This is a genomic window from Bacillus cereus group sp. MYBK220-1, assembly GCF_051916445.1.
GTDB lineage: Bacteria > Bacillota > Bacilli > Bacillales > Bacillaceae_G > Bacillus_A > Bacillus_A cereus.
Genome location: NZ_JBQAGQ010000002.1, coordinates 429,214 through 451,141, shown reverse-complemented (window position 1 = coordinate 451,141; position 21,928 = coordinate 429,214). Strand labels below are relative to the sequence as shown.

Genomic DNA, 21,928 nt, shown 5'->3' with positions numbered 1-21,928 from the left:
AAAAAGAGTCCGGATTTTATCCGAACTCTTTTTTATTTTTATTTCACATGAACGACTAATTCGTTATTTTCTACATCAACAACTACGTGACTATTATCAGTAATTGTTCCTGCAATTAATTCTCGTGCTAATTTCGTTTCCACTTGACGCTGTACGTATCGTTTTAATGGACGAGCTCCGTACATTGGGTCGAAACCGGCTTCCACAACAAATTCTTTTGCTGCATCTGTTAATTCTACTGTAATGTGACGGTCAGCTAGACGACCTTGTAGTTCTTTTACAATTTTATCAACAATGCCTTTAATTTCATTCGTTGTAAGAGGTTTGAATAAAATAATTTCATCCACACGGTTTAAAAATTCAGGGCGGAAATGTCCTCTTAATTGCCCCATTACAAGGTCTCTTGATTCCTCTTTAATCGAACCATCTTCTTCTAATCCATCTAGTAAATGAGCAGATCCAATATTTGAAGTCATAATAATAACTGTATTTTTAAAGTCCACTGTACGACCTTGCGAATCTGTAATGCGTCCATCATCTAACATTTGTAATAAAATGTTGAATACTTCTGGATGTGCTTTTTCAATTTCATCTAATAAAACAACGGAATATGGTTTACGTCTTACCGCTTCTGTTAATTGACCGCCTTCTTCATATCCTACATATCCAGGAGGTGCACCAATTAAGCGAGACACGGCGTGTTTTTCCATATACTCAGACATGTCAATGCGAATCATTTGCTCTTCACTATCGAATAAAGACTGGGCTAACGTTTTTGCAAGTTCTGTTTTACCAACACCTGTTGGCCCTAAGAAGATGAAAGAACCAATCGGGCGGTTCGGATCTTTAATACCAGCGCGAGCACGAAGAACTGCGTCTGACACTAAGCTTACTGCTTCCTCTTGTCCGATGACACGCTCTGATAAGATTTGCTCTAAGCGTAATAATTTCTCGCGTTCACCTTCCACGAGTTTCGCAACAGGAATACCAGTCCAGCGTGAAACAATATCTGCAATTTCTTCTTCACTTACTTCCTCACGTAATAAACGATTTTCTTGTTTATTATGCGCGCCCATTTCTTCCGCTTCTTTTAACTCTTTTTCAATTGCGGGAATTTTCCCGTGACGAAGTTCGGCTGCTTTATTTAAATCGTAATTGCCTTCTGCTTCTTCTAATTCACGACGCAAACGTTCTAAATGTTCACGTAAGTCACGAACTTTGTGAATGTCTTCTTTTTCTTTCTCCCATTTCGCTCTCATGCCACTTGCAACTTCTTTTAAATCCGATAATTCACGTTGCAATGTTTTTAGACGCTCTTGGCTACCACGATCCGTTTCTTTCCCAAGAGCCGCTTCTTCAATTTCCAGCTGCATAATGCGGCGCGTTACTTCATCTAATTCTGTTGGCATAGAATCAATTTCTGTACGAATTGTTGCACACGCTTCATCAACAAGGTCAATTGCTTTATCAGGTAAGAAGCGATCTGAAATATATCGATCTGATAAAACTGACGCTGCTACAATCGCACGGTCATGAATATTTACACCGTGATAAATTTCAAAGCGTTCTTTTAATCCACGTAAAATGGAAATTGTATCTTCAACAGTTGGTTCTTCTGCTAATACTTGTTGGAAACGTCTTTCTAGCGCTGGATCTTTCTCAATATATTTGCGATATTCATCGAGCGTCGTCGCCCCGATACAATGCAGTTCACCGCGCGCAAGCATCGGTTTTAACATATTTCCTGCATCCATGGCTCCCTCTGTTTTACCAGCTCCAACTATTGTATGAAGTTCATCAATGAATAATAAAATGCGTCCTTCACTCTTTTTAATTTCATTTAATACAGCTTGCAGACGCTCTTCGAACTCACCACGGAATTTCGCACCAGCTACGAGTGCACTCATATCTAACGCAAAAATCGTTCTATCTTTCAATCCTTCAGGTACATCCTTTTTCACGATACGCTGTGCTAGCCCTTCAACGATTGCTGTTTTACCAACACCTGGCTCCCCAATTAAAACCGGATTGTTTTTCGTTTTACGTGAAAGAATACGGATTACACGTCGTATTTCACTATCACGGCCGATTACAGGATCAATTTTCCCTGCTCTCACTTCCGCCACTAAATCACGACCATATTTTTCTAACGCTTCATAAGTTGCTTCTGGATTTTGACTCGTCACTCTTTGATTCCCCCGAACTGTCATTAAAGACTGTAATAAGTTATCTTTCGTAATATGCAATCTTGTAAATAATTGATTTATATCGCCTTTTTCTTCAGAAAAAGCAAGCAATACATGTTCTACTGAAATGTAATCATCCTGCAGTTTTTCTGCTTCTTTTCCTGCTCTTACAAGAAGTTGTTGCAGAGCGCTCGTTACATACAATTTTCCAACTTCTGCACCGCTCCCCGTTACAGAAGGTTTCTTTTTAATTAAACTTTCAGCACCTTGCTTTAATGCTTCTATATCAACATTCATTTTTTGAAATATACGTACTGCTAATCCATCTTGCTCTTCTAATAATGCAAGTAATAGATGAACAGTATCCACCTCTTGGTGATGATGAGATACCGCTAAAGATTGGGCACTCATAATCGCCTCTTGTGTTTTTGTTGTCATTTGATTTAAGTCCATCTTTACAGCCCTCCAAAAGTTTGACTTTCTTTGACCTTTGATTTGATTATACGCCAACTGACTTTTTTATACAATAATTTTGCCTATGTATTTTCAAACTTATTATTTGAAAAAGAAAAAGAGAGCATTCATTATACTGCTAAAAAATACGGTAAATGAAATTACAATGTGTAACGACAAAAAAGCCGCAATAATGATTGCGGCTTCTGTTACGGTTTTCTTTTATATGTCCACTGGCGGTTATGATTCGTGTTATCCGGAAACTTTTCACCGGCAGTTAATTTCACCATTTGCGGATCTTTCACCATACTTCCCGTTTCACCAATTTCTACGTAAATGCCATCATTCGGCGCTTTTTGTCCAGAACGAAACCTGCGATTTTGTCCCATCTTCATTCTCCTTCCATGACGTCTTGCCTCATTAGTATATCCATTTTAAAAGAAAGCTTTTCTGTCATGTTTAGGAAACAGTACTACATCTCATTCTTGTACATATATATGAATGACACAAGCGTAAGCAGGGATTTCTTTCCTACTTGTAGAAAAAAAAAGAAACCAACCTACTCTAGGCTAGTTTCAAAGGAGAGTCAAACATATACGAGAAGATTACATGTTCATTATATGCCTCATCACACGAGCAATGTAACCCTTTTCACAATTTGTACATAATGAAAGAAACATTGTTTGAACTTTCTAAAAAGATGTTGACTTTTCTTAATTTCCAACGATAAATAGTAGACACCACAGCACTTTGAGACGTAAGATGGATATATAGTGAAATTTCCATCTATGGTGATTCCACCGAGTCTAACCTCTTATTTCTGCATATTAAAAACGGAAATACAGATAGATACAAAAAAATTATTATAAGAGGTGAAATTATGAACAAACAACATTTAATCGCATTAGACTTAGACGGCACTTTATTAACAGACAACAAAATAATTTCCACTCGAACGAAACATACAATTGCAAAAGCAAAGGAACAGGGACATATTGTCGTTATTTCAACAGGACGTCCATTCCGTGCTAGTTATGATTACTATAAAGAACTTGATCTTAACACACCTATCGTAAACTTTAACGGCGCTTACGTACATCATCCTCTTGATTCAAACTGGGGAACACATCACTCTCCTCTTGAGCTAGCAACAGCGCAAGAAATTGTCCGAGCTTGCTTTGATTTTGGCGTAAAAAATATATACGCGGAAGTAATGGACGATGTGTATGTTCGTGAAATTGATGAAGATAAAAAACATATTTTCGAATTCGGCTCTCCTAAGATTTTTACGGGAGACTTATTAAATATTTTAAACGATCATCCAACTTGCTTATTAATTGACGCCCATGACGAGCATTCTACTGCAATTCGTCAACATTTAACCGATATGCATGCGGAAGTAATCGACCATAGAAAATGGGGCGCACCTTGGCCGATTATTGAAATTGTGAAAAGCGGATTAAATAAAGCAGTTGGATTACAAAAAATTTCTAGTCATTACAACATTCCACAAGAGCGAATTATCGCTTTCGGTGATGAAGATAATGATTTTGAAATGATTGAATTTGCTGGTCACGGCATCGCAATGGGAAATGCCATCCCTGAATTAAAATCACTCGCAAACCATACGACGTTAACGAACGAAGAAGATGGTATTGCTTTATATTTAGAAGAGGTTCTTGGGTTGTAATCTAAAAATTTCCTACTTATAGTTTCCTGCCAAATGTCCATACTATAAGTAGACGCATGAGACATTGCGTCGATTGTTTTCAGCTAAATAAAGGGGGTTTTTCGAATGGGTAAAAAGAACAAATCAAAACGTTTTATCCAACAAGGAGCCGATGCTGTTATGAAGCATGATGCAAGATTCCCGTACAGAGGTACATTAGCTGAGGCAGAAAAAGCAAGAAGTAACTCTTCTTTTGGAGGGGTTTAAATGGGGAACTTACTATTCCAACAAGCTAGAGATGCTGTTGAAAATGCCGTATCTTGTTCAAGCGGTACTGAGCAACAAGATCTCGTGTATAGAGCAAAAAATGCTTTGCAATCCGCTTACGCAAACTCTTCAACTGCTGAAAAAGTTCAGCTCCGTGAAATGCAAGAGCAATTGCAAAACATTACGAATTTACATTAAAAAAGAGGACCAACTTCGGTCCTCTTTAATCTTTCCGAAACAATCCGAACACACCAACTGTTTGCAGTATATTTGTAAATGCACCTGGGTCCACTTGTTTAATAATCCTCTCTAATTCGTATAACTCATAACGAGTAATAACCATCATTAACATTTCTTTATTTTCATTCGTATAAGCACCTGTTGCTGGTATCGTTGTAATCCCTCTTACTAATCGCGAGTGAATCGCCTTTCTTACATCTGCCCCATTCTTCGTAACAATTAATGCTGTAATCTTTACATGACGAGTATGAATTGCATCAATAATTCTCGTTGATACATATAAAGTCACTAACGTATATAACGCTTTTTCCCATCCATATACATAGCCAGCAGCGATAATGATAATTGCATTAAAAAAGAAAAAGTATGTACCGACAGGCTTATCTTTTATTTTTGATAAAATCATGGCGATAATATCTAATCCACCTGTAGAAGCACCCCACTTTAAAGCAATCCCTACTCCAATCGCCGAAATAATCCCGCCAAAAATCGCATTTAATATGATATCATTCGAAACCGCTCTAACAGGGATGACTTCTAGAAACAAAGTCATAAATATAACACAAAGAAAACTGAAAAAGGTGAAGGCCTTTCCAACCTTTTTCCACGCTAAAATAACGACAGGAATATTAAATAAGCTAAACAATACTCCCGTAGATATGTGAATCGATAAAAAATCACCTAATATTTGTGATAATAATTGAGACAATCCAGCAAAGCCGCTCGCATACACTTTTGCTGGCGTTAAAAATAAATTCATCCCAATCGCATTTAATAAACCTGCGATGATTACAACGATTAACTTCTTTATAAGTTCAGTATAATTCAACTTCAAATCCATTTCGAATCCACCTTTACCCTTCATAAATGCACCGCTATACATAGTCTTTACGAAAAAGGAAATGATAAACGTACAACGTTTAGAAATGGAGTTGATACATATGCCACATACGAGTGATAACGACAAAAAAGCACGCGATAATAACGCAAAACGCACACAAAAAAATGAGCAAGAGCAAAAAAATATTCAGCAAGGTAAACGTGCATATTCTAAAAAGACCGATCACCTTTGATTCCATCGTACATCAACAATTATGTTGATGTACTTTTTTACATTTTAAAGGAAAAAAACATTAAAAATTCACTTCATGTTCACTTCTATATTCTACAATAGCGATAACATATTCGGATGAGGTGTTGGCATGAGAGGGAAACATATTTTCATTATTACTGCACTAATAAGTATATTGATGCTATCTGCTTGCGGACAAAAGAATGGCTCAGCTACAGTCGCTACAGCAACAGACTCGACCATTACAAAGGATAACTTCGAAAAACAATTGAAAGATCGTTACGGAAAAGACATGCTATACGAAATGATGGCACAAGACGTCATCACAAAAAAATATAAAGTACCTGATGAAGAGGTAAATAAAGAAGTAGAAAAAGTAAAAAAACAATATGGAGATCAATTCAAAAAAGTATTAGAAAATTATGGTTTAAAAGATGAAGAGGACTTCAAAAATCAAATTAAGTTCAAACTTGCTATGAATGAAGCGATTAAGAAAAGTATTACAGAAAAAGACGTAAAAGACCACTATAAGCCAGAAATTAAAGCGAGTCACATATTAGTAAGTGACGAAAATGAAGCGAAAGAAATAAAGAGTAAACTAGATGCTGGTGCTTCATTTGAAGAATTAGCAAAACAAGAATCACAAGATCTGCTATCAAAAGATAAAGGCGGAGACCTTGGATACTTCAATTCAGGTACAATGGCTCCTGAATTCGAAATGGCTGCCTACAAACTAAATGTTGGACAAATTAGCAATCCCGTAAAATCATCAAACGGTTATCACGTTATTAAATTAACTGATAAAAAAGATTTAAAACCTTACGATGAGGTAAAAAACTCTATTCGCAAAAACTTAGAGGAAGAACGTACTGCTGATCGTGTATTCAGCAAAAAATTGTTACAAGAGGAATTAAAAAAGGCAAATATTAAAATAAATGATAGTGATTTGAAAGATACGTTTACTCTTGTTTCTCCGCAAGGAAATTAAAAAAAGCACACCCTTATCTTTTTAGATAAGGGTGTGCTTTTTTTAATTTCATCTTATTTCTTAAAGTAAGTCCAACCTTCTTCTTGGTAAACCTTTTCTTCTTTCATCAACTTACCAAGTGCGCGCTTAAATGCAGCTTTACTCATGTTAAAGCGTTCTTTAATATCTTCTGGATGGCTCTTATCCCAAAACGGCATTGCTCCGCCTCGTTCTTCCATATATGCATAAATTACTGCAGCATCGTCTTCCATTCCTTCTTCTTTACGAGGAAGAAGTGAAATGTTAATTGTACCGTCATCTTTTACGTCAATAATACGGCCTGTTACACGCTGACCGATGCGGACTTGTTCTTTTCTTTCTGTATGGTGTAAGAAAGCACGGAAATGTTCATCTGTTAAAACGAATGAACCTACTTGAAGCGAACGATATACACGTCCATTTACGTTTTTATTACGCATAGATGGCGTTGCATCTACGATAATTTCTTGCATATCACTGTCTCTTGCCGGAAGAGCAATTAAACGATCACGATTCGTTAATTTTAACGTACAATATAATTCGTCTCCAACTTCTGGCCATACCGGCATATAAATTGGGAATTCATCAGCTGGAATTAGTATATCTTTTGATACACCAATATCAACAAACACACCTAAACTCGGAATAACTTCTACAACCTTTACCCAGTTCCAATCATACGTTGTAATAATTGGCTCCTTCATTGTTGCTGAAATACGATTTTGGTGATCAAGGTATAAGAATACATCAATCGTATCGCCTTCTTCAATTTCTCCAGCTACTTCATTTTTATGTAGGAAAATTTCTTCTTCTTCATTCCCAACCATATATCCGATTTCCGTTTCGCGTAAAACAGTTACCTGTTCAATCGATCCTATTTGCAAATACATATTTTTTAATTCCCTTCTATATATATAAAATTATCTTTTTTATCATTCCAAACAAAAGTTAATTATAACATGATTTTTCCTATATTTGTCCAACTGCCCAAAATTCACTATAATAAAATGAGGTTACATGAATATAAATACGAAAACACTTAAGTCTAGACTCGTTTTCAGCTATACTTTAGTATGTACAGTACATAACAAGATTAGAAATTTATTTGGAGGTGCTAACTATGGCAAAAGATAGTTCTTTTGACATCGTTTCGAAAGTAGAATTACCTGAAGTAACAAACGCAATTAATATCGCATTAAAAGAAATCCAAAACCGATATGACTTTAAAGGAAGTAAAAGTGATATTAAATTAGAAAAAGAAGTACTTGTTTTAACTTCTGATGACGAGTTTAAATTAGAGCAAGTAAAAGACGTTCTTATCTCTAAACTTGTAAAACGTAACGTTCCAATTAAGAACTTAGATTACGGAAAAGTTGAAGCTGCAACTGGCAACACTGTTCGCCAACGCGCAACACTTCAACAAGGTATCGATAAAGATAACGCGAAAAAAATTAACAACATCATTAAAGAAATGAAATTAAAAGTAAAAACACAAGTACAAGATGATCAAGTACGTGTTACAGCGAAAAGCCGTGATGACTTACAAGCAGTAATCGCAGCTGTTCGTAGCGCTGATTTACCAATCGACGTACAGTTCATTAACTACCGCTAAAAAGAAAACTCCTCTTAATTAGAGGAGTTTTCTTTTTGTCTTGTAGAGACAATATTACAAGAACAAACCATAGAAAAAAGGGTATGTGCGGTAAAAATCGCTAAGTAAATTGAAAATAAGGAAAAGACACCTTAAGACGTTTTCCCTTCGATTTGAATTACTTTTCTTAGCAATTACATCCTAGGCCAAAGTCATCTTAAAAATTGCTATAACTCATAATTCCTCTCCTCGTCGAAACGTAACAATTTATGAGTATAAGAATATTTTCCAACCTTTAATGTAATGTAAAATTAATAAGTATTTTAAAAAATGTTAATTAAAAAAGAGTTAGAAGTGGTTATTTGAAGAAATTAATATTATGGTTTTTATTGGCCACATTCTCCCTAAATACTGTAGGATGTTCTAATAATACGAATACACTAACGGATAAGTCTAACTGTATCAACAAAGCTTGGTACAAAAAAAATATGTCATGTAATCATTTAAAAAAACATTAAATAGTTAATGATAAAGGTCATAAAAAAAAGACACCTCAAAGTGCCTTCCTCCGACTTGAATCATCTCAATCTTAACAATATTTGGATGTGATTAAAAAGAAGCATAAATTGTTAATAAAGATGCAGACTTCAAAATAAAAAGTACACTAAGTAAACTCTTATTCAAAAATTTATATTAAGCACTAATATTTTAGAAACAAGTTTATAAGTATAAAACCTACAGAGATTTTCCCTGTAGGTTTTATTATATTTCAAGTGATTTCCAAATGAATTATAAGTGACTTTTTTCAGTTTGGTTTTCAAAATATTTTTCTTTAACCATTTTTATCAGATTTTCTTTTTCTGTTAGTTCAAATATAAATAATGCTTTTTTCATGTTATTTGCAATATCTTCTTCATTCTGTTGTTTAAATCTTAATAAATTCCATCCTTTTAAATAGTAAAGTTCACCTAATAAGTATAGAGTATTTAGATTAATAGCTAATTTGATGCCCTTATCAATGTATTTTACCGCTTCTTCATATTGATAGGTCATACCTAAACATTTCGCTAAATTAAAAATGATTTTTAATTTAATCGCTTTATCTCTCGGAAAATCTAATTTATTAAAATTAGTTAAACATCTTCCTAATATAGTAATACTTTTATCATATTCTTTATTTTCCGCATAAAATATAGACATTGTCTGCATAATATCTATTTCTCTTTCTGATAAAAAATCAACATTGGTTAAAGTTAGTTTTAATGCATTATTTAAAAGCTTTAAAGCAGTTTTTATGGATCTGTTCACCTCAAATATAGCAATAGCTTCATGCCATAGGAGAAATTGTTTATCTTCTTTTGCCTGGAAATTCTTTTCATCTTTCTCTTTTTTCACGATTTCATAAAGTTCATTATATTGTTTTTGCTTTAAGCAATCTTTTATTACACATTTTACATTTTCTACATATTTTAGCTTTTTGTTTTGAGTTAATGCAAATATATTATTTGGGTCAATACCAAGTCTTTCTGATAATTGATATAACAATATACTAGATGGATAAATCATACCTTTTTCTATTTTGCTAATTTGACTTTGCGAACATATTCCATGACATAATTCGGATTGTGATATATTTTTTTTAATTCTAAGCTCTTTAATGGTAATACCCAAATCGTAAAATTCCATTTTCCCACCTACTATTTAGTACTATATTAGTATAAGAGTATTCTCTAACTTTTAATGTAATGTAAAATTAATATAGTTGCAATTATTGTTTGTTTCAAAGGTCTTTCTCTATCCGTATTGACACAAAAACAGGCTAGGAAGAAGACTTTCTCCCTAACCTGGCCCCACCGAACAAACTTACAAATCCAATAAGAAGACATGAACATAGAGTGAGTAACTTCTCATCTCATCTACGTTTCCTTTTAACTGCAATTAAAAACGCAATAAATAATACATTCACACCAACGATTAAGGAGATAAATAACCAATTCACACCTGTTTCTCCGTTAACTTTATACACGTTTGATTCTTCACGCTTTAAAACGAGATAAAATTTTCCATTTTCCTCTCTTATAATTTCATCCTGCAACAATCCTCTTAACTCTTGTTTTTCACCAATTTCACTTGCAGGTAAGGAGACTTTTTGTGTTTCTTTCGTATTATTAATTGCTACTAAAGTTACTTCATCTTTATATTTTCGTTTTAGTATACTCATCCCGCTCTTATCATACAGAAGCTCAAACGTACCGCGTCGTAAAGACGGTCTCGCCTGCCTAAGTTCACCTAGTTTTGTTATGTGCTGCATAAATTTTTCGTCTGACTTAAAATCCATTAATCGTCTATTATCGGGTACACTTCCTCCATCTAATGCAATTTCAGTTCCGTAATAAAAATTCGGAATCCCAGGTGATGTTAACAAATAAGTAAGCGCCAACTTTAAACGTGATGGCGGATAATACATATTTTCTTTTGCAATACGCGCATATCTTTTTGTTTCTTGATCATCTAAAAACGTAACAAAGTCCCCTTCTTTTTTACTCACATCGTATAACGATTTCACCGATACATCCGCTTCGGAAAACGATTCTACTATTTTTTCGTTGTATTCGCTATCCTCCTTTGTCATAATACGAAAATCTTTCTTTATCACTTGCATATCTTTTTGCGCGTTATCCCAAAAGGAACGCGGCTTTTTTTCACTATGTATAACATAACTTCCGTCTAAATCAACTTCTTTTATCCACCATTTCATTGCGTCAATTACCTGTCGTTCGTTTTCTCCAAGCGGAAATTGAAATACAACTTTCATTCCTTTTGCATGAGCTTCTTTTACAAGTTCTTTCACATCATTTTCTGTCCCGAAATGTTCATTTACCTTTTTAAAATTTCGCACGTCTAATCCATCGTACTTTCCACTTTCAAAAAGCGGCGAAAGCATAACGGTAGTAAAACCCATTTCTTTTATGTAATCCAACCTTTTTATAATTCCTCTTATATCCCCGCCTTGATACCCTTCTAAATTACCAACTTCTAATTGTTTGTCATTTTTCGGTTCTCCATTATTGAAGCGATCAATCATAATGGAGTATATAACTTCATCTTTCCACTCTCTTTTTTCGTCTGCAAAAGTATGTATTGGTACAAACAAAACAAAAGCTAAGCAAAAACAAATGAATAGTTTCCTAGTCCGTATTTTTCCCACACGCATCCCCCAAGTTTTTAATTGTAAGAATATTATACCAATTATCCAAGAGAAACGCATATGTCGATTTCAATCCTCACAAAATAATCTATGTTATATTTTCTAACATCATGTATATATTTTTCTGAATTTTTAGTTGATTTTTAGTTCCTTTTCGAATATGATATGAAACATAACAAAACGATGTTATTTTTTCTAACATTACAGGAGGAGAGCTCATGAATATGGGAGATACAGTTTTTATGTTTGTGACGACAGTAATGGTCATGTTGATGACACCAGGATTGGCACTTTTTTATGGAGGTATGGTCCGCAGCAAAAATGTACTCAGTACAACGATGCATAGTTATAGTGCAATGGCTATCGTTTCGATTCAATGGATTGTTATCGGCTATTCTTTATCATTCGGACCAGATTGGCACGGGCTTATCGGTACACTTGATTGGTTCGGTCTAAACGGAGTTACCTACGCACCAAATCCAGACTACTCATCTACTATTCCTCACAATTTATTCATGATGTTTCAACTCATGTTCGCCATTTTAACTCCAGCTTTAATTTCAGGTGCATTTGCTGAAAGAATGCGATTTTCTGCCTTTCTTATTTTTATCCTTCTATGGACAACGATTGTTTACAATCCTGTCGCTCATTGGGTATGGGGCGTCGGCGGGTGGCTAAGGGAACTTGGTGCACTAGACTTCGCTGGCGGAAACGTCGTTCACATCACTTCCGGAGTTGCTGGTCTTGTATTAGCTATTTTCCTTGGAAAACGAAAAAACATAAATGGTTCTTCTCCTCACCATTTGCCATTTACAATGTTAGGCGCAGGATTATTATGGTTTGGCTGGTTCGGTTTTAACGTCGGAAGCGCATTATCTTTAAATGATGTAGCTTTAACTGCATTTATTAATACAAATATAGCTGCTGCTGCCTCAGCATTAACTTGGATGCTTTCAGAGTGGTTCTTCCAATCAAAACCGACTGCGATGGGAGCTGCTTGTGGCGCCGTTTCCGGTCTAGTCGCTATTACACCAGCTTGCGGGTTCGTTACACCTTTCTCGGCTCTTCTTATCGGAGCAATTGGCGGCGTATTATGCTTCGGAGCGGTCTTTTTCTTAAAAACAAAATTCGGATACGACGATACACTCGATGCATTCGGATGTCACGGCATCGGTGGAACTTGGGGCGGTATTGCGACAGGATTATTTGCAACTACTGCCGTAAACGGTGATGGCGCTAACGGATTATTTTACGGAAACGCCTCGCTGCTGTTGAAACAACTTGTAGCGATCGGCGCAACATATGCGTTCACAATTATAATGACGTATGCCATTATTAAAGCAATCAACTTCTTCCTCCCTGTCCGGGTAGATGAGCACGAGGAACATATGGGACTTGATATTTCGATGCATGGGGAGAAAGCTTATGAGTATACTGAGCGAGTGAACTAAAAAAGAGATGCAATCTATCGATGATAGATTGCATCTCTTTTTTGCGTACCGGGCAACATACCCCACCTAGTATAACTGGAAATATATTAACGGTTTTTTGGATATATCAACGATTTTTCAAATATATCGATTGTTTCTTTCAATATATCAACGGTTCGACACAACATATCGATTTACCAACAAATTCCGACATGTTTTACATGCGAAATACCCCACATAACTTTATACAAAAAAGACGACCGAAGCCCGGTCGTCTTTTCCTATTTATTTCGGAGCATTTCCTACATATTGCGTAATATCAACATTTAATGCCTGCGCTAAACGCATACCGTATTCTTGATCTGCACGGAAGAAGTTACAAACAGCTAATAATTTTGTGCGTTCATTTACGTCTTTCAAGTCATTTGTTAAGTTTGCAATTAAGTTATCTTGCTCTTCTTTAGAGAATGAACGGTAACGCTCACCTGCTTGTTTAAAGTCATTTGGTTTCTCAATTTTTTCACGAGATACATAGCCTTCTACTTTCATAGTTGAATCGCGGTAAGCTGGGTCTTCAACTGGATTTTCAGCATGACGGCTCGGTTCGTAGTTGATTGTAGATGGGTTTTGATTTACTTGCATCGCACCATCACGTTGTTGGTTATGAACAGCTGCGTATGGGCAGTTTACAGGAATTTGTAAGTAATTTGCCCCAAGACGATAACGTTGTGTATCTGGGTAAGAGAATAAACGACCTTGTAATAATTTATCTTCCGATGGCTCAATACCATTTACAGTTGCACTTGGAGAGAACGCTACTTGTTCTACTTCTGCAAAGAAGTTTTTCGGATTACGATTTAACGTCATTGTCCCTACTTCCATTAATGGGAAGCGATCTTCTGGCCACACTTTCGTTGGATCTAGTGGATCAAAGTCTAAAGAGTCCATTTCATCTAATTGCATAACTTGTACGTGTAAATCCCATTTTGGGTGATTTCCTTTTTCGATTGCATCGAACAAGTCACGAGTTGCATGATTGAAGTCTTTCCCTTGTACTTCTTGCACTTCTTTCGCATTTAGGTTACGTACACCTTGCTGTGGTTTCCAGTGGTATTTTATATAAAAAATTTTACCTTCTTCATTAATCCATTTAAATGAATGGACGCCAAAACCCTCCATTTCACGATAGCTTGCTGGTGTACCGTAATCAGAAAATACCCATGTCATCATATGTGTAGATTCTGGACTTAATGTCATGAAATCCCAATAACGATCTGGCGTTTGAATATTCGTATCAGGTGCTGGTTTTAAGGAATGTACCATATCTGGGAATTTAATTGCATCACGAATGAAGAAAACTGGTAAATGATTACCTACGATATCGTAGTTTCCTTCTTCTGTATAAAATTTAACAGCGAACCCACGTGGGTCACGTGCTGTTTCAGGAGAACCTTGACCATGAATAACCGTTGAAAAACGAACAAATACAGGCGTTTCAGTTCCTTCATTTTGTAAAAATGCCGCTTTCGTATATTGCTTCATACTATTTTTCGTTACGAATACACCGTGAGCACCTGCACCACGTGCATGCACAACGCGCTCTGGAATACGTTCACGATCAAAGTGTGCAAGTTTTTCTACTAAATGATAGTCTTCTAATAATACTGGTCCACGACGACCAGCTGTACGAGAATTTTGGTTGTCTCCAACTGGAGCACCTTGGTTTGTTGTTAAGCGATTATTTGGATTCATCTAGGGGGATCCTCCTCTTTATTTCGTAGTAATTATTATTTATTTAAAATTATTATAAATTAATTATTATTCAAAACTAAATCTTTGTCAACTATTTCCTTCACTTTTTTGGAAACAATTTCAGCCAAACAGTCGATAAATGCTGATTGTGCATTCGGCATATTTGGTCTAAAATATTTGGCATTTAATTCATCAGTTACAACTTTACATTCATAATCGTTGTCATATAAAACTTCTAAATGCTCCGCTACAAAACCAACTGGGCAATATATGAAAGATTCGTACCCATGCTCTTCATATAAATCTTTCGTTAAATCTTGCACATCTGGACCAATCCACGGATCTGGAGTATTCCCAGCACTTTGCCAACCGATTGTATAGTTTTGAATATTTGCAGCTTCTGCAATTAAATTTGCCGTATGCTTTAGTTGTTCTACATAAGGGTCTCCTGCTGCAATAATTTTTTCTGGCAAACTATGCGCTGAAAAAATTACGACTGCTTTCTCTTTATTTATAATATTAGTAAACGTCTCTTTTATTTGGTCTGCCCAATACGAAATAAACTTCGGTTCATCGTACCATTGTTCAATTGGTTCAATAACAGGACCACCGATTTCTTTTGAAAGACGAATAGCACGGTCATTATACGCTTTAATGCTAAATGTAGAGTAATGTGGCGCTAATACGATACTAATCGCTTGCTCGATCCCATCACGCTTCATTTCTTCTACCGCATCTTCTATAAATGGTGCAATATGTTTTAAACCTAAGTAACAAGTAAATTGATACTCTGTAAATATGTTATTCATTGAATCTGTTAATTTATGCGCCTGTTCTTTCGTAATTTTTGCAAGCGGCGAAATTCCACCAATCGCTTTATAGCGGCCAATTAAATCTTCAAGCGCTTCTTCTGATGGCGTACGCCCGTGACGGATATGTGTATAATATGCCTCTACATCGTCTAATGATTCTGGTGTTCCATACGCCATTACGAGTAAACCTATTTTTTTCTTTGTCATCTATATAACACCTCAATTTTATAAATGAGAATACTTTTCAGAACATTCGTTTCCAATTATAACAAGTAATAATAAATACGTCAAAATAATAATTCTAATTAAACATTATTTATAAAGTGATTTTGAATTTTATATGAAAATTTCTTTAATAAAAAGCGACTTACATAATTGTAAGCCGCTTTTCCCTTATTCCTTAATATTTACCCCATATTCTTTAAACCAAACGTGAATTTGTGCTAAATGAGCTAAAAGCTGTGGCCCAGTCATCAATTGACCAAACCATGGTGTTTGAAATGCACTGCCGCCAGACTGAATTAATCCGCTCAACTGCTCTTTATCAAACAGTTCGTGTAAAATTGAACCTTTATCCGTTAATAGATTTTGAAGCCATACTGTTACTGCTTTTGTATAGTGCGGATTGTGCGTTTTCGGATAAGGACTCTTCTTTCTATATAAGATGTCATGTGGAAGTACACCTTCTAACGCTTTACGTAATAGACCTTTTTCGCGGTTTTTATACATTTTCATTTCCCAAGGAATATTCCACGCATATTCGACAAGACGATGATCTGCAAATGGAACACGTACTTCTAAGCTCGCTCCCATACTCATGCGGTCTTTTCTGTCTAATAATGTTGTCATAAACCATACCATATTTAAATAAAATAATTGGCGTCTTTTTGCTTCTAGCGGACTTTCCCCCTCTAAAATAGGAACTTCTTGAATCGACTCTTCATAGCGCCTTTGTACATATTGTTGTAAATTTAATTTATTTCTCCATTCTTTTTTTAGAAGTTGTTCACGCGCCTCTGTAGAACGCATCCACGGAAATGCACTCGATTGTAAATCATCTTCTCTATAAAACCACGGATATCCACCAAATATTTCATCTGCACATTCTCCAGATAAGCCAACGACAAAATCTTGTTTAATTTCTCGGCAAAACCATAATAATGACGAATCGATATCTGCCATACCAGGCAAATCACGAACGAGTACTGCTTCAGTTAAATACTCTGCTAATTTTTCATTCGAAATGACGCAGCGATGATGGGTTGTTTGAAATGTCTCAGTCATTAAATTAATAAACGGAGCATCTGAATTTGGCTGGAATGCATTCGCTTTAAAGTATTTGTCATTATCTTCGTAATCAATAGAATACGTGTGTAATTGCCCTTTTCCCAATCTCTCATATTCTTTCGCTGCAATAGCTGTAATAGCGCTCGAATCTACACCACCCGATAAAAAAGTACATAGTGGTACATCAGAAACAAGCTGTCTTGTAATAGCATCTTGTAATAAAAAGCGCGTTTTCTCTACTGTTTCTTCAAAAGAGTCTTCATGTTTTTTACTTTCTACATTCCAATATCTCCATATACATAAACCGTTCTTTGAAAATGTCATCGCATGACCTGGACGCAATTCTTTTATACCAGCATAAATACCGTGGCCAGGCGTTCTTGACGGTCCGAGCCCGAATATTTCTGATAATCCTTCTAACGTTACTTCCGCCTTCACATCTGGATGCGACAATATCGCTTTTAACTCCGAACCAAATAGTAAGCGTCCGCTATCATATTTATAAAAAAGTGGCTTTACACCTAATCGATCTCTCGCAATAAATACTTGCTCTTTCTGTTCGTCCCATACTGCAAACGCATATATACCGTTTAAATGATCGACACATTCTTCTTTCCATTCAATATAAGAAGCTAATAATACTTCTGTATCAGAATGACCTTTGAACGTATATCCTCTTCTTAATAATTCCTTTCGAATGTCTTCTGTGTTATAAAGTTCACCGTTATAGCAAATGGCGTAATTCGTTTCATCTTTTAAACAAGTCATCGGCTGTTTACCGCCCTCAGGATCCACAACGATTAACCGCTTATGCCCAAATGCGACATTTCCTTTAATCCAAACTTTATTATCATCCGGCCCCCGTTTCGCTAACGTCTCAGCCATCTTCGTAACGACATCTCTTTCTCCTTCTAATGAGCGTTTATAATCCACCCATCCTGTAATCCCGCACATATAAATCATCCTTCCATCTTATTTCTTTTCTTGAACGTGCAGTAATCCCCACCCTAAGAGTGCGGATCAAAAAATGAAAAACTTGACGATAACCTACTATCCACATAAGGAATAGCATTCTCACTCAGTAAAACGTGTTTTATTGTATGCCCACCTATGTCTAGATGTGTCTAGTTATAAAGAACGCACGAACTGTCTATAACAGGAATAACTACTTTTCATAAAGGAGAAATCGTGTATGATACAACGTAAACATATTTTATATAATCAGCCCCGTGCTCATACAGTCGGTAATGTAGAATATATAAACAATGAGTGGGTATTCTTTGATGATGAAAATGATGAAGCGTTTTTATTAGAAGATATTGCCGAAGATGGGTTTGAAATTTTGTATAATAACAATTGGCTACCAGCCCGTTTCTATGAACAAGATGTATTACAAATCGCCAACGAGCAACACCATTTGCAAAATGGTGAAATGATACGTATTCGAAAAAAGTTACTTCTTAGCTATAATGAATGGCTGGAGGAATTACCTGACTCTGTCTTCACATTATTAACCGAATCATTGCAATCACTTCACTACTCTTTATATGATTGCATGTATTGTCATAATTATTTATCTTTCTTACCGCAAGAGGAGTCACGCGAAGGAGTAAATATTCTTTTGTTTGATAACGAAGAAATGATCTGTACACTGCAGCACCATTTCGTCCGTCACACTACGTCAAATAAAAATATGTTCCGTTTTACGAAAGTAAATGGAGAAGAGTTGCATATCGATGCGACATAAAGTGAAACTTTAATCAGTGGGGTAGCCCACTGATTATTAGCCTTCACCAATCTGATGTTTACGGGATAAAGTAAAAAACCACCTTATAATCTCCCAAGTCTTTGAGATTATAAGGTGGCTTTATTTTTTATTAGAATACTTTCCAGCCAATCGGTAATTTCAGCCCAAGGTAAAATACTGCTACTAGCGCAACAATAAATAAGCCCCAAACCGCCCCTGTTGGTTTGTTTTTGCTCATTTTCACAAGAACCATTTCCATTCCACCGATAACTAAAATACCAGCTAACATTTTTAAGCCATACCACATGTGCATGCTACCTGTTGCTGTCTTCACAATACTCATGTACAACATGAAGCCTGTCACAATAATAATGATATACATTAGGCGAAGCCCCATATGTACACCTTTCCCTTTTCTTCCTGCTGAATAAAGTGAATACGCAACGAAGAATAAAATTAAACCTAACGCCCATGCTGTAATATGCATATGTACCATCGTATCCCTTACCTCCTCTTTTCACACTTTTTCACTCTATATGATAACATGTTCATTTATTTTCAGGAAATGTTTCGCTTTTTTACATTTAAATGCTATAATATTTAGAGTATTTACAAACTTCTTGTAATAACAAAAGGGGGAACAATCATGATTCAAACTAAGGATATTATCGAACTTACAGACACATACGGAGCAAATAACTATCACCCACTTCCAATCGTTATTTCTAAAGCAGAAGGTGTTTGGGTAGAAGATCCTGAAGGAAACCGCTATATGGACTTATTAAGTGCATATTCTGCAGTAAACCAAGGTCATCGTCACCCGAAAATTATTAACGCTTTAATTGACCAAGCTAATCGTGTTACGTTAACTTCTCGTGCTTTCCATAGCGATCAATTAGGTCCTTGGTACGAAAAAGTTGCGAAACTAACTAATAAAGAAATGGTACTTCCAATGAATACAGGTGCTGAAGCTGTTGAAACTGCAATTAAAACAGTTCGTCGCTGGGCTTATGATGTGAAGAAAGTGGAAGCAAACCGTGCTGAAATCATCGTTTGTGAAGATAACTTCCACGGACGTACAATGGGTTCTGTTTCCATGTCTTCAAATGAAGAGTACAAGCGTGGATTCGGTCCAATGCTTCCTGGCATCGTTGTAATTCCTTACGGTGATTTAGAAGCATTAAAAGCCGCAATTACACCAAACACAGCAGCATTCATTTTAGAGCCAATTCAAGGTGAAGCAGGAATTAATATCCCACCAGCTGGTTACTTAAAAGAAGCTTTTGAAGTATGTAAAAAAGAAAACGTTTTATTTGTAGCAGATGAAATCCAAACTGGCTTAGGCCGTACTGGTAAAGTATTTGCTTGTGACTGGGACAATGTAACTCCTGACATGTACATACTTGGTAAAGCACTTGGCGGCGGTGTGTTCCCAATCTCTTGCGTAGCAGCAAACCGCGACATTTTAGGTGTATTTGAACCAGGTTCTCACGGTTCTACATTCGGTGGTAATCCACTTGCATGTGCTGTTTCTATCGCGGCTCTTGAAGTGTTAGAAGAAGAAAAATTAACAGAGCGTTCTCTTCAATTAGGTGAAAAATTAGTTGGGCAATTAAAAGAGATTGATAACCCAATGATCACTGAAGTTCGTGGTAAAGGTTTATTCATCGGTATCGAATTAAACGAGCCAGCTCGTCCTTACTGTGAACAACTAAAAGCAGCTGGTCTATTATGTAAAGAAACACACGAAAATGTAATTCGTATCGCACCACCTCTAGTAATCTCTGAAGAAGATTTAGAGTGGGCATTCCAAAAAATTAAAGCTGTATTATCGTAATGATAGAGAGGTTGTCCGACATGTTGGGACAACCTCTTTCTTTTTATATTCATTTATATTAAGATGAAATTGTAATTTTCTGTATTTTAAAATCGTAAAGGAGGTGCGACATGCTATTAAGATATGGTAAACATATTAACTATTTAGCTACAGCTTTTATTTTAGTTACATTCTTTGGTTTCCTACTTTCCACAACATGGCTTCATTACTCAACTCCTACTACACTCACACTACTGAAAGCATCATTTTGGACTGCTGTTATTCTTACTATCATTGGTTTTGGACGAGAAAAAAGCGCACTTACGGTTATACTATTTGGCATTTGTACACTTGCATTCATTGGTCTTTACACTTTTGCCGTTATCGATTACCTCTATAACCCAAGGCCATAAAAAAGAGCTATCTTTTAACGAGATAGCTCTTTTCTTTATTTCACTACATTTCGTAAAGTACCAATTCCTTCTACTGTAATGACCACTTCATCACCAGCATGTAAAAACTTCGGTGGTGTAAAACCTTTTCCGACACCAGCCGGCGTTCCTGTTGCGATAATATCGCCTGGTTCTAAAGTCATTCCTTTACTTATCGTTGAAATAATTTCTTCTATTGAAAAAATCATTTTATTTGTGTTAGAAGTTTGCCTTACTTCTCCATTTACTACCGTTTCAATGTGCAATGCATTCGGCGCATTAACCACCGATTTATGAATTAAATACGGTCCCATCGGACAAAATGTATCGAAGCTTTTCCCAAGGAAAAACTGTTTATGTTTTCTTTGAATGTCTCGAGCTGTTACATCATTGATAATCGTATAACCAAAAACATGCTCAAGCGCTTTTTCTTTTTTTATTTGTTTCCCTCGCTTACCAATAATGATAGCTAATTCTCCTTCGTAATCTAGTTCGTCCGTTGCATGAGGGTGACCATTAATTTGCTCATTTATGCCAATAACTGTTGTTGGTGCTTTCGTAAAGATCATTATATTTTCTGGAATAGACTCTACTCCGCCCATTTCTACCGCATGCTCACGATAGTTTTTTCCAACGCACAAAATATTCTTTCTTGGCCTTGGAATCGGCGCTAATATTTTCACCTCTGTTAACGGATAATACGCCGCTTCCCCGTTCTCTTTTGCCCAATTTACAATTTCACATACTTTCTCAAAGCATTCAGTCCCTCTTTCAATACACTCTAACATTGTAATAGGGATTGTAACCTTTTCCCCTTTTTGTCTTTGCGCTTCTCTTAAGTGTAATACCTTTTCTTCTTCTTCATCTACAATACCTACAAATACCTTTTCTTCTTTCTTCGCCGTTACAAAACGCAATATTTCCACTCTCCATCCTAAAACTCATACCCTTTAATTGTATT

At 35.9% G+C, this 21,928-nt stretch carries 21 protein-coding genes; 10 read left to right on the top strand and 11 right to left on the bottom strand.

What is annotated here, in order from left to right:
• Nucleotides 1-38: 38 nt before the first annotated feature.
• Entirely contained in the window at nucleotides 39-2,639 is a 2,601-nt protein-coding gene (gene clpB / locus ACTFRU_RS09185; RefSeq protein ID WP_000365401.1) for an ATP-dependent chaperone ClpB, read from the bottom strand.
• Nucleotides 2,640-2,848: 209 nt separating this feature from the next.
• Entirely contained in the window at nucleotides 2,849-3,028 is a 180-nt protein-coding gene (locus tag ACTFRU_RS09180) for a YjzC family protein (protein ID WP_000531421.1), read from the bottom strand.
• Between the two features lie 491 nt (nucleotides 3,029-3,519).
• Between ACTFRU_RS09180 and ACTFRU_RS09175 the strand changes: the two genes are divergently transcribed.
• From ACTFRU_RS09175 to ACTFRU_RS09165, 3 genes are all read left to right on the top strand, one after another.
• The gene (locus ACTFRU_RS09175; RefSeq protein ID WP_001041232.1) at nucleotides 3,520-4,329 is read left to right on the top strand and encodes a Cof-type HAD-IIB family hydrolase; all 810 of its coding nucleotides are present in this window, start codon (nucleotides 3,520-3,522) and stop codon (nucleotides 4,327-4,329) included.
• Nucleotides 4,330-4,434: 105 nt separating this feature from the next.
• Entirely contained in the window at nucleotides 4,435-4,575 is a 141-nt protein-coding gene (locus ACTFRU_RS09170; RefSeq protein WP_000516816.1) for a hypothetical protein, read from the top strand.
• Nucleotides 4,576-4,773 (top strand): DUF3813 domain-containing protein, encoded by a 198-nt coding sequence (locus tag ACTFRU_RS09165; RefSeq protein ID WP_000527407.1) that lies wholly within the window; start codon nucleotides 4,576-4,578, stop codon nucleotides 4,771-4,773.
• Between the two features lie 25 nt (nucleotides 4,774-4,798).
• Here ACTFRU_RS09165 and ACTFRU_RS09160 read toward each other — a convergent pair whose 3' ends face one another.
• Nucleotides 4,799-5,656 carry a YitT family protein gene (locus tag ACTFRU_RS09160; RefSeq protein ID WP_000364444.1) on the bottom strand — a complete coding sequence of 286 codons (858 nt, stop codon included), beginning with the start codon at nucleotides 5,654-5,656 and terminating at the stop codon, nucleotides 4,799-4,801.
• A 100-nt stretch (nucleotides 5,657-5,756) separates the two neighbouring features.
• Here ACTFRU_RS09160 and ACTFRU_RS09155 point away from each other — a divergent pair, with 100 nt between their 5' ends.
• Both ACTFRU_RS09155 and prsA read left to right on the top strand, forming a co-directional pair.
• On the top strand, nucleotides 5,757-5,888 hold the full coding sequence (locus ACTFRU_RS09155; RefSeq protein WP_001120851.1) for a DUF3941 domain-containing protein: 132 nt from the start codon (nucleotides 5,757-5,759) through the stop codon (nucleotides 5,886-5,888).
• A 129-nt stretch (nucleotides 5,889-6,017) separates the two neighbouring features.
• Nucleotides 6,018-6,875: a peptidylprolyl isomerase PrsA gene (prsA, locus tag ACTFRU_RS09150; RefSeq protein ID WP_440037613.1), complete on the top strand. Its 858-nt coding sequence runs from the start codon at nucleotides 6,018-6,020 to the stop codon at nucleotides 6,873-6,875.
• A 53-nt stretch (nucleotides 6,876-6,928) separates the two neighbouring features.
• Here prsA and ACTFRU_RS09145 read toward each other — a convergent pair whose 3' ends face one another.
• Nucleotides 6,929-7,783 (bottom strand): CvfB family protein, encoded by an 855-nt coding sequence (locus tag ACTFRU_RS09145; protein WP_000281262.1) that lies wholly within the window; start codon nucleotides 7,781-7,783, stop codon nucleotides 6,929-6,931.
• Nucleotides 7,784-8,013: 230 nt separating this feature from the next.
• Here ACTFRU_RS09145 and ACTFRU_RS09140 point away from each other — a divergent pair, with 230 nt between their 5' ends.
• Nucleotides 8,014-8,505, top strand: coding sequence for a YajQ family cyclic di-GMP-binding protein (locus tag ACTFRU_RS09140; protein ID WP_001040149.1), 492 nt, complete (start codon nucleotides 8,014-8,016; stop codon nucleotides 8,503-8,505).
• A gap of 768 nt (nucleotides 8,506-9,273) precedes the next feature.
• Here ACTFRU_RS09140 and ACTFRU_RS09135 read toward each other — a convergent pair.
• Together ACTFRU_RS09135 and ACTFRU_RS09130 are read right to left on the bottom strand one after the other, a co-directional pair.
• Nucleotides 9,274-10,170 (bottom strand): helix-turn-helix domain-containing protein, encoded by an 897-nt coding sequence (locus ACTFRU_RS09135; RefSeq protein ID WP_000397876.1) that lies wholly within the window; start codon nucleotides 10,168-10,170, stop codon nucleotides 9,274-9,276.
• 226 nt (nucleotides 10,171-10,396) lie between these two features.
• Nucleotides 10,397-11,752, bottom strand: coding sequence for an alpha-amylase family glycosyl hydrolase (locus ACTFRU_RS09130; protein ID WP_050595097.1), 1,356 nt, complete (start codon nucleotides 11,750-11,752; stop codon nucleotides 10,397-10,399).
• 158 nt (nucleotides 11,753-11,910) lie between these two features.
• Between ACTFRU_RS09130 and ACTFRU_RS09125 the strand changes: the two genes are divergently transcribed.
• On the top strand, nucleotides 11,911-13,143 hold the full coding sequence (locus tag ACTFRU_RS09125) for an ammonium transporter (protein ID WP_001055855.1): 1,233 nt from the start codon (nucleotides 11,911-11,913) through the stop codon (nucleotides 13,141-13,143).
• A gap of 264 nt (nucleotides 13,144-13,407) precedes the next feature.
• Here ACTFRU_RS09125 and katB read toward each other — a convergent pair whose 3' ends face one another.
• The 3 genes from katB to asnB all read right to left on the bottom strand — a co-directional run bounded on the left by katB (nucleotide 13,408) and on the right by asnB (nucleotide 17,927).
• Nucleotides 13,408-14,874, bottom strand: coding sequence for a catalase KatB (katB, locus tag ACTFRU_RS09120; protein WP_440037612.1), 1,467 nt, complete (start codon nucleotides 14,872-14,874; stop codon nucleotides 13,408-13,410).
• Between the two features lie 59 nt (nucleotides 14,875-14,933).
• Nucleotides 14,934-15,893 carry a ferrochelatase gene (gene hemH / locus ACTFRU_RS09115; RefSeq protein WP_440037611.1) on the bottom strand — a complete coding sequence of 320 codons (960 nt, stop codon included), beginning with the start codon at nucleotides 15,891-15,893 and terminating at the stop codon, nucleotides 14,934-14,936.
• Between the two features lie 186 nt (nucleotides 15,894-16,079).
• Nucleotides 16,080-17,927, bottom strand: a complete 1,848-nt coding sequence (gene asnB, locus ACTFRU_RS09110) for an asparagine synthase (glutamine-hydrolyzing) (RefSeq protein WP_000333997.1) — start codon at nucleotides 17,925-17,927, stop codon at nucleotides 16,080-16,082.
• A 238-nt stretch (nucleotides 17,928-18,165) separates the two neighbouring features.
• Here asnB and ACTFRU_RS09105 point away from each other — a divergent pair, with 238 nt between their 5' ends.
• A complete protein-coding gene (locus tag ACTFRU_RS09105) occupies nucleotides 18,166-18,720 on the top strand; it encodes a DUF2777 domain-containing protein (protein WP_000616046.1) in 555 nt (184 codons plus the stop codon).
• Between the two features lie 130 nt (nucleotides 18,721-18,850).
• On the opposite strand, the gene ACTFRU_RS09100 is transcribed toward ACTFRU_RS09105, so the two are convergent.
• Entirely contained in the window at nucleotides 18,851-19,216 is a 366-nt protein-coding gene (locus ACTFRU_RS09100) for a YisL family protein (RefSeq protein WP_000233494.1), read from the bottom strand.
• Nucleotides 19,217-19,366: 150 nt separating this feature from the next.
• On the opposite strand from ACTFRU_RS09100, the gene rocD reads away from it, so the two are divergent.
• Entirely contained in the window at nucleotides 19,367-20,557 is a 1,191-nt protein-coding gene (gene rocD / locus ACTFRU_RS09095) for an ornithine aminotransferase (protein WP_000616658.1), read from the top strand.
• A gap of 110 nt (nucleotides 20,558-20,667) precedes the next feature.
• Nucleotides 20,668-20,949, top strand: a complete 282-nt coding sequence (locus ACTFRU_RS09090; protein ID WP_000926857.1) for a hypothetical protein — start codon at nucleotides 20,668-20,670, stop codon at nucleotides 20,947-20,949.
• Between the two features lie 35 nt (nucleotides 20,950-20,984).
• Here the strand turns inward: ACTFRU_RS09090 and ACTFRU_RS09085 are convergent, their stop codons facing one another.
• On the bottom strand, nucleotides 20,985-21,884 hold the full coding sequence (locus tag ACTFRU_RS09085; protein ID WP_001213071.1) for a fumarylacetoacetate hydrolase family protein: 900 nt from the start codon (nucleotides 21,882-21,884) through the stop codon (nucleotides 20,985-20,987).
• Nucleotides 21,885-21,928 lie beyond the last annotated feature (44 nt).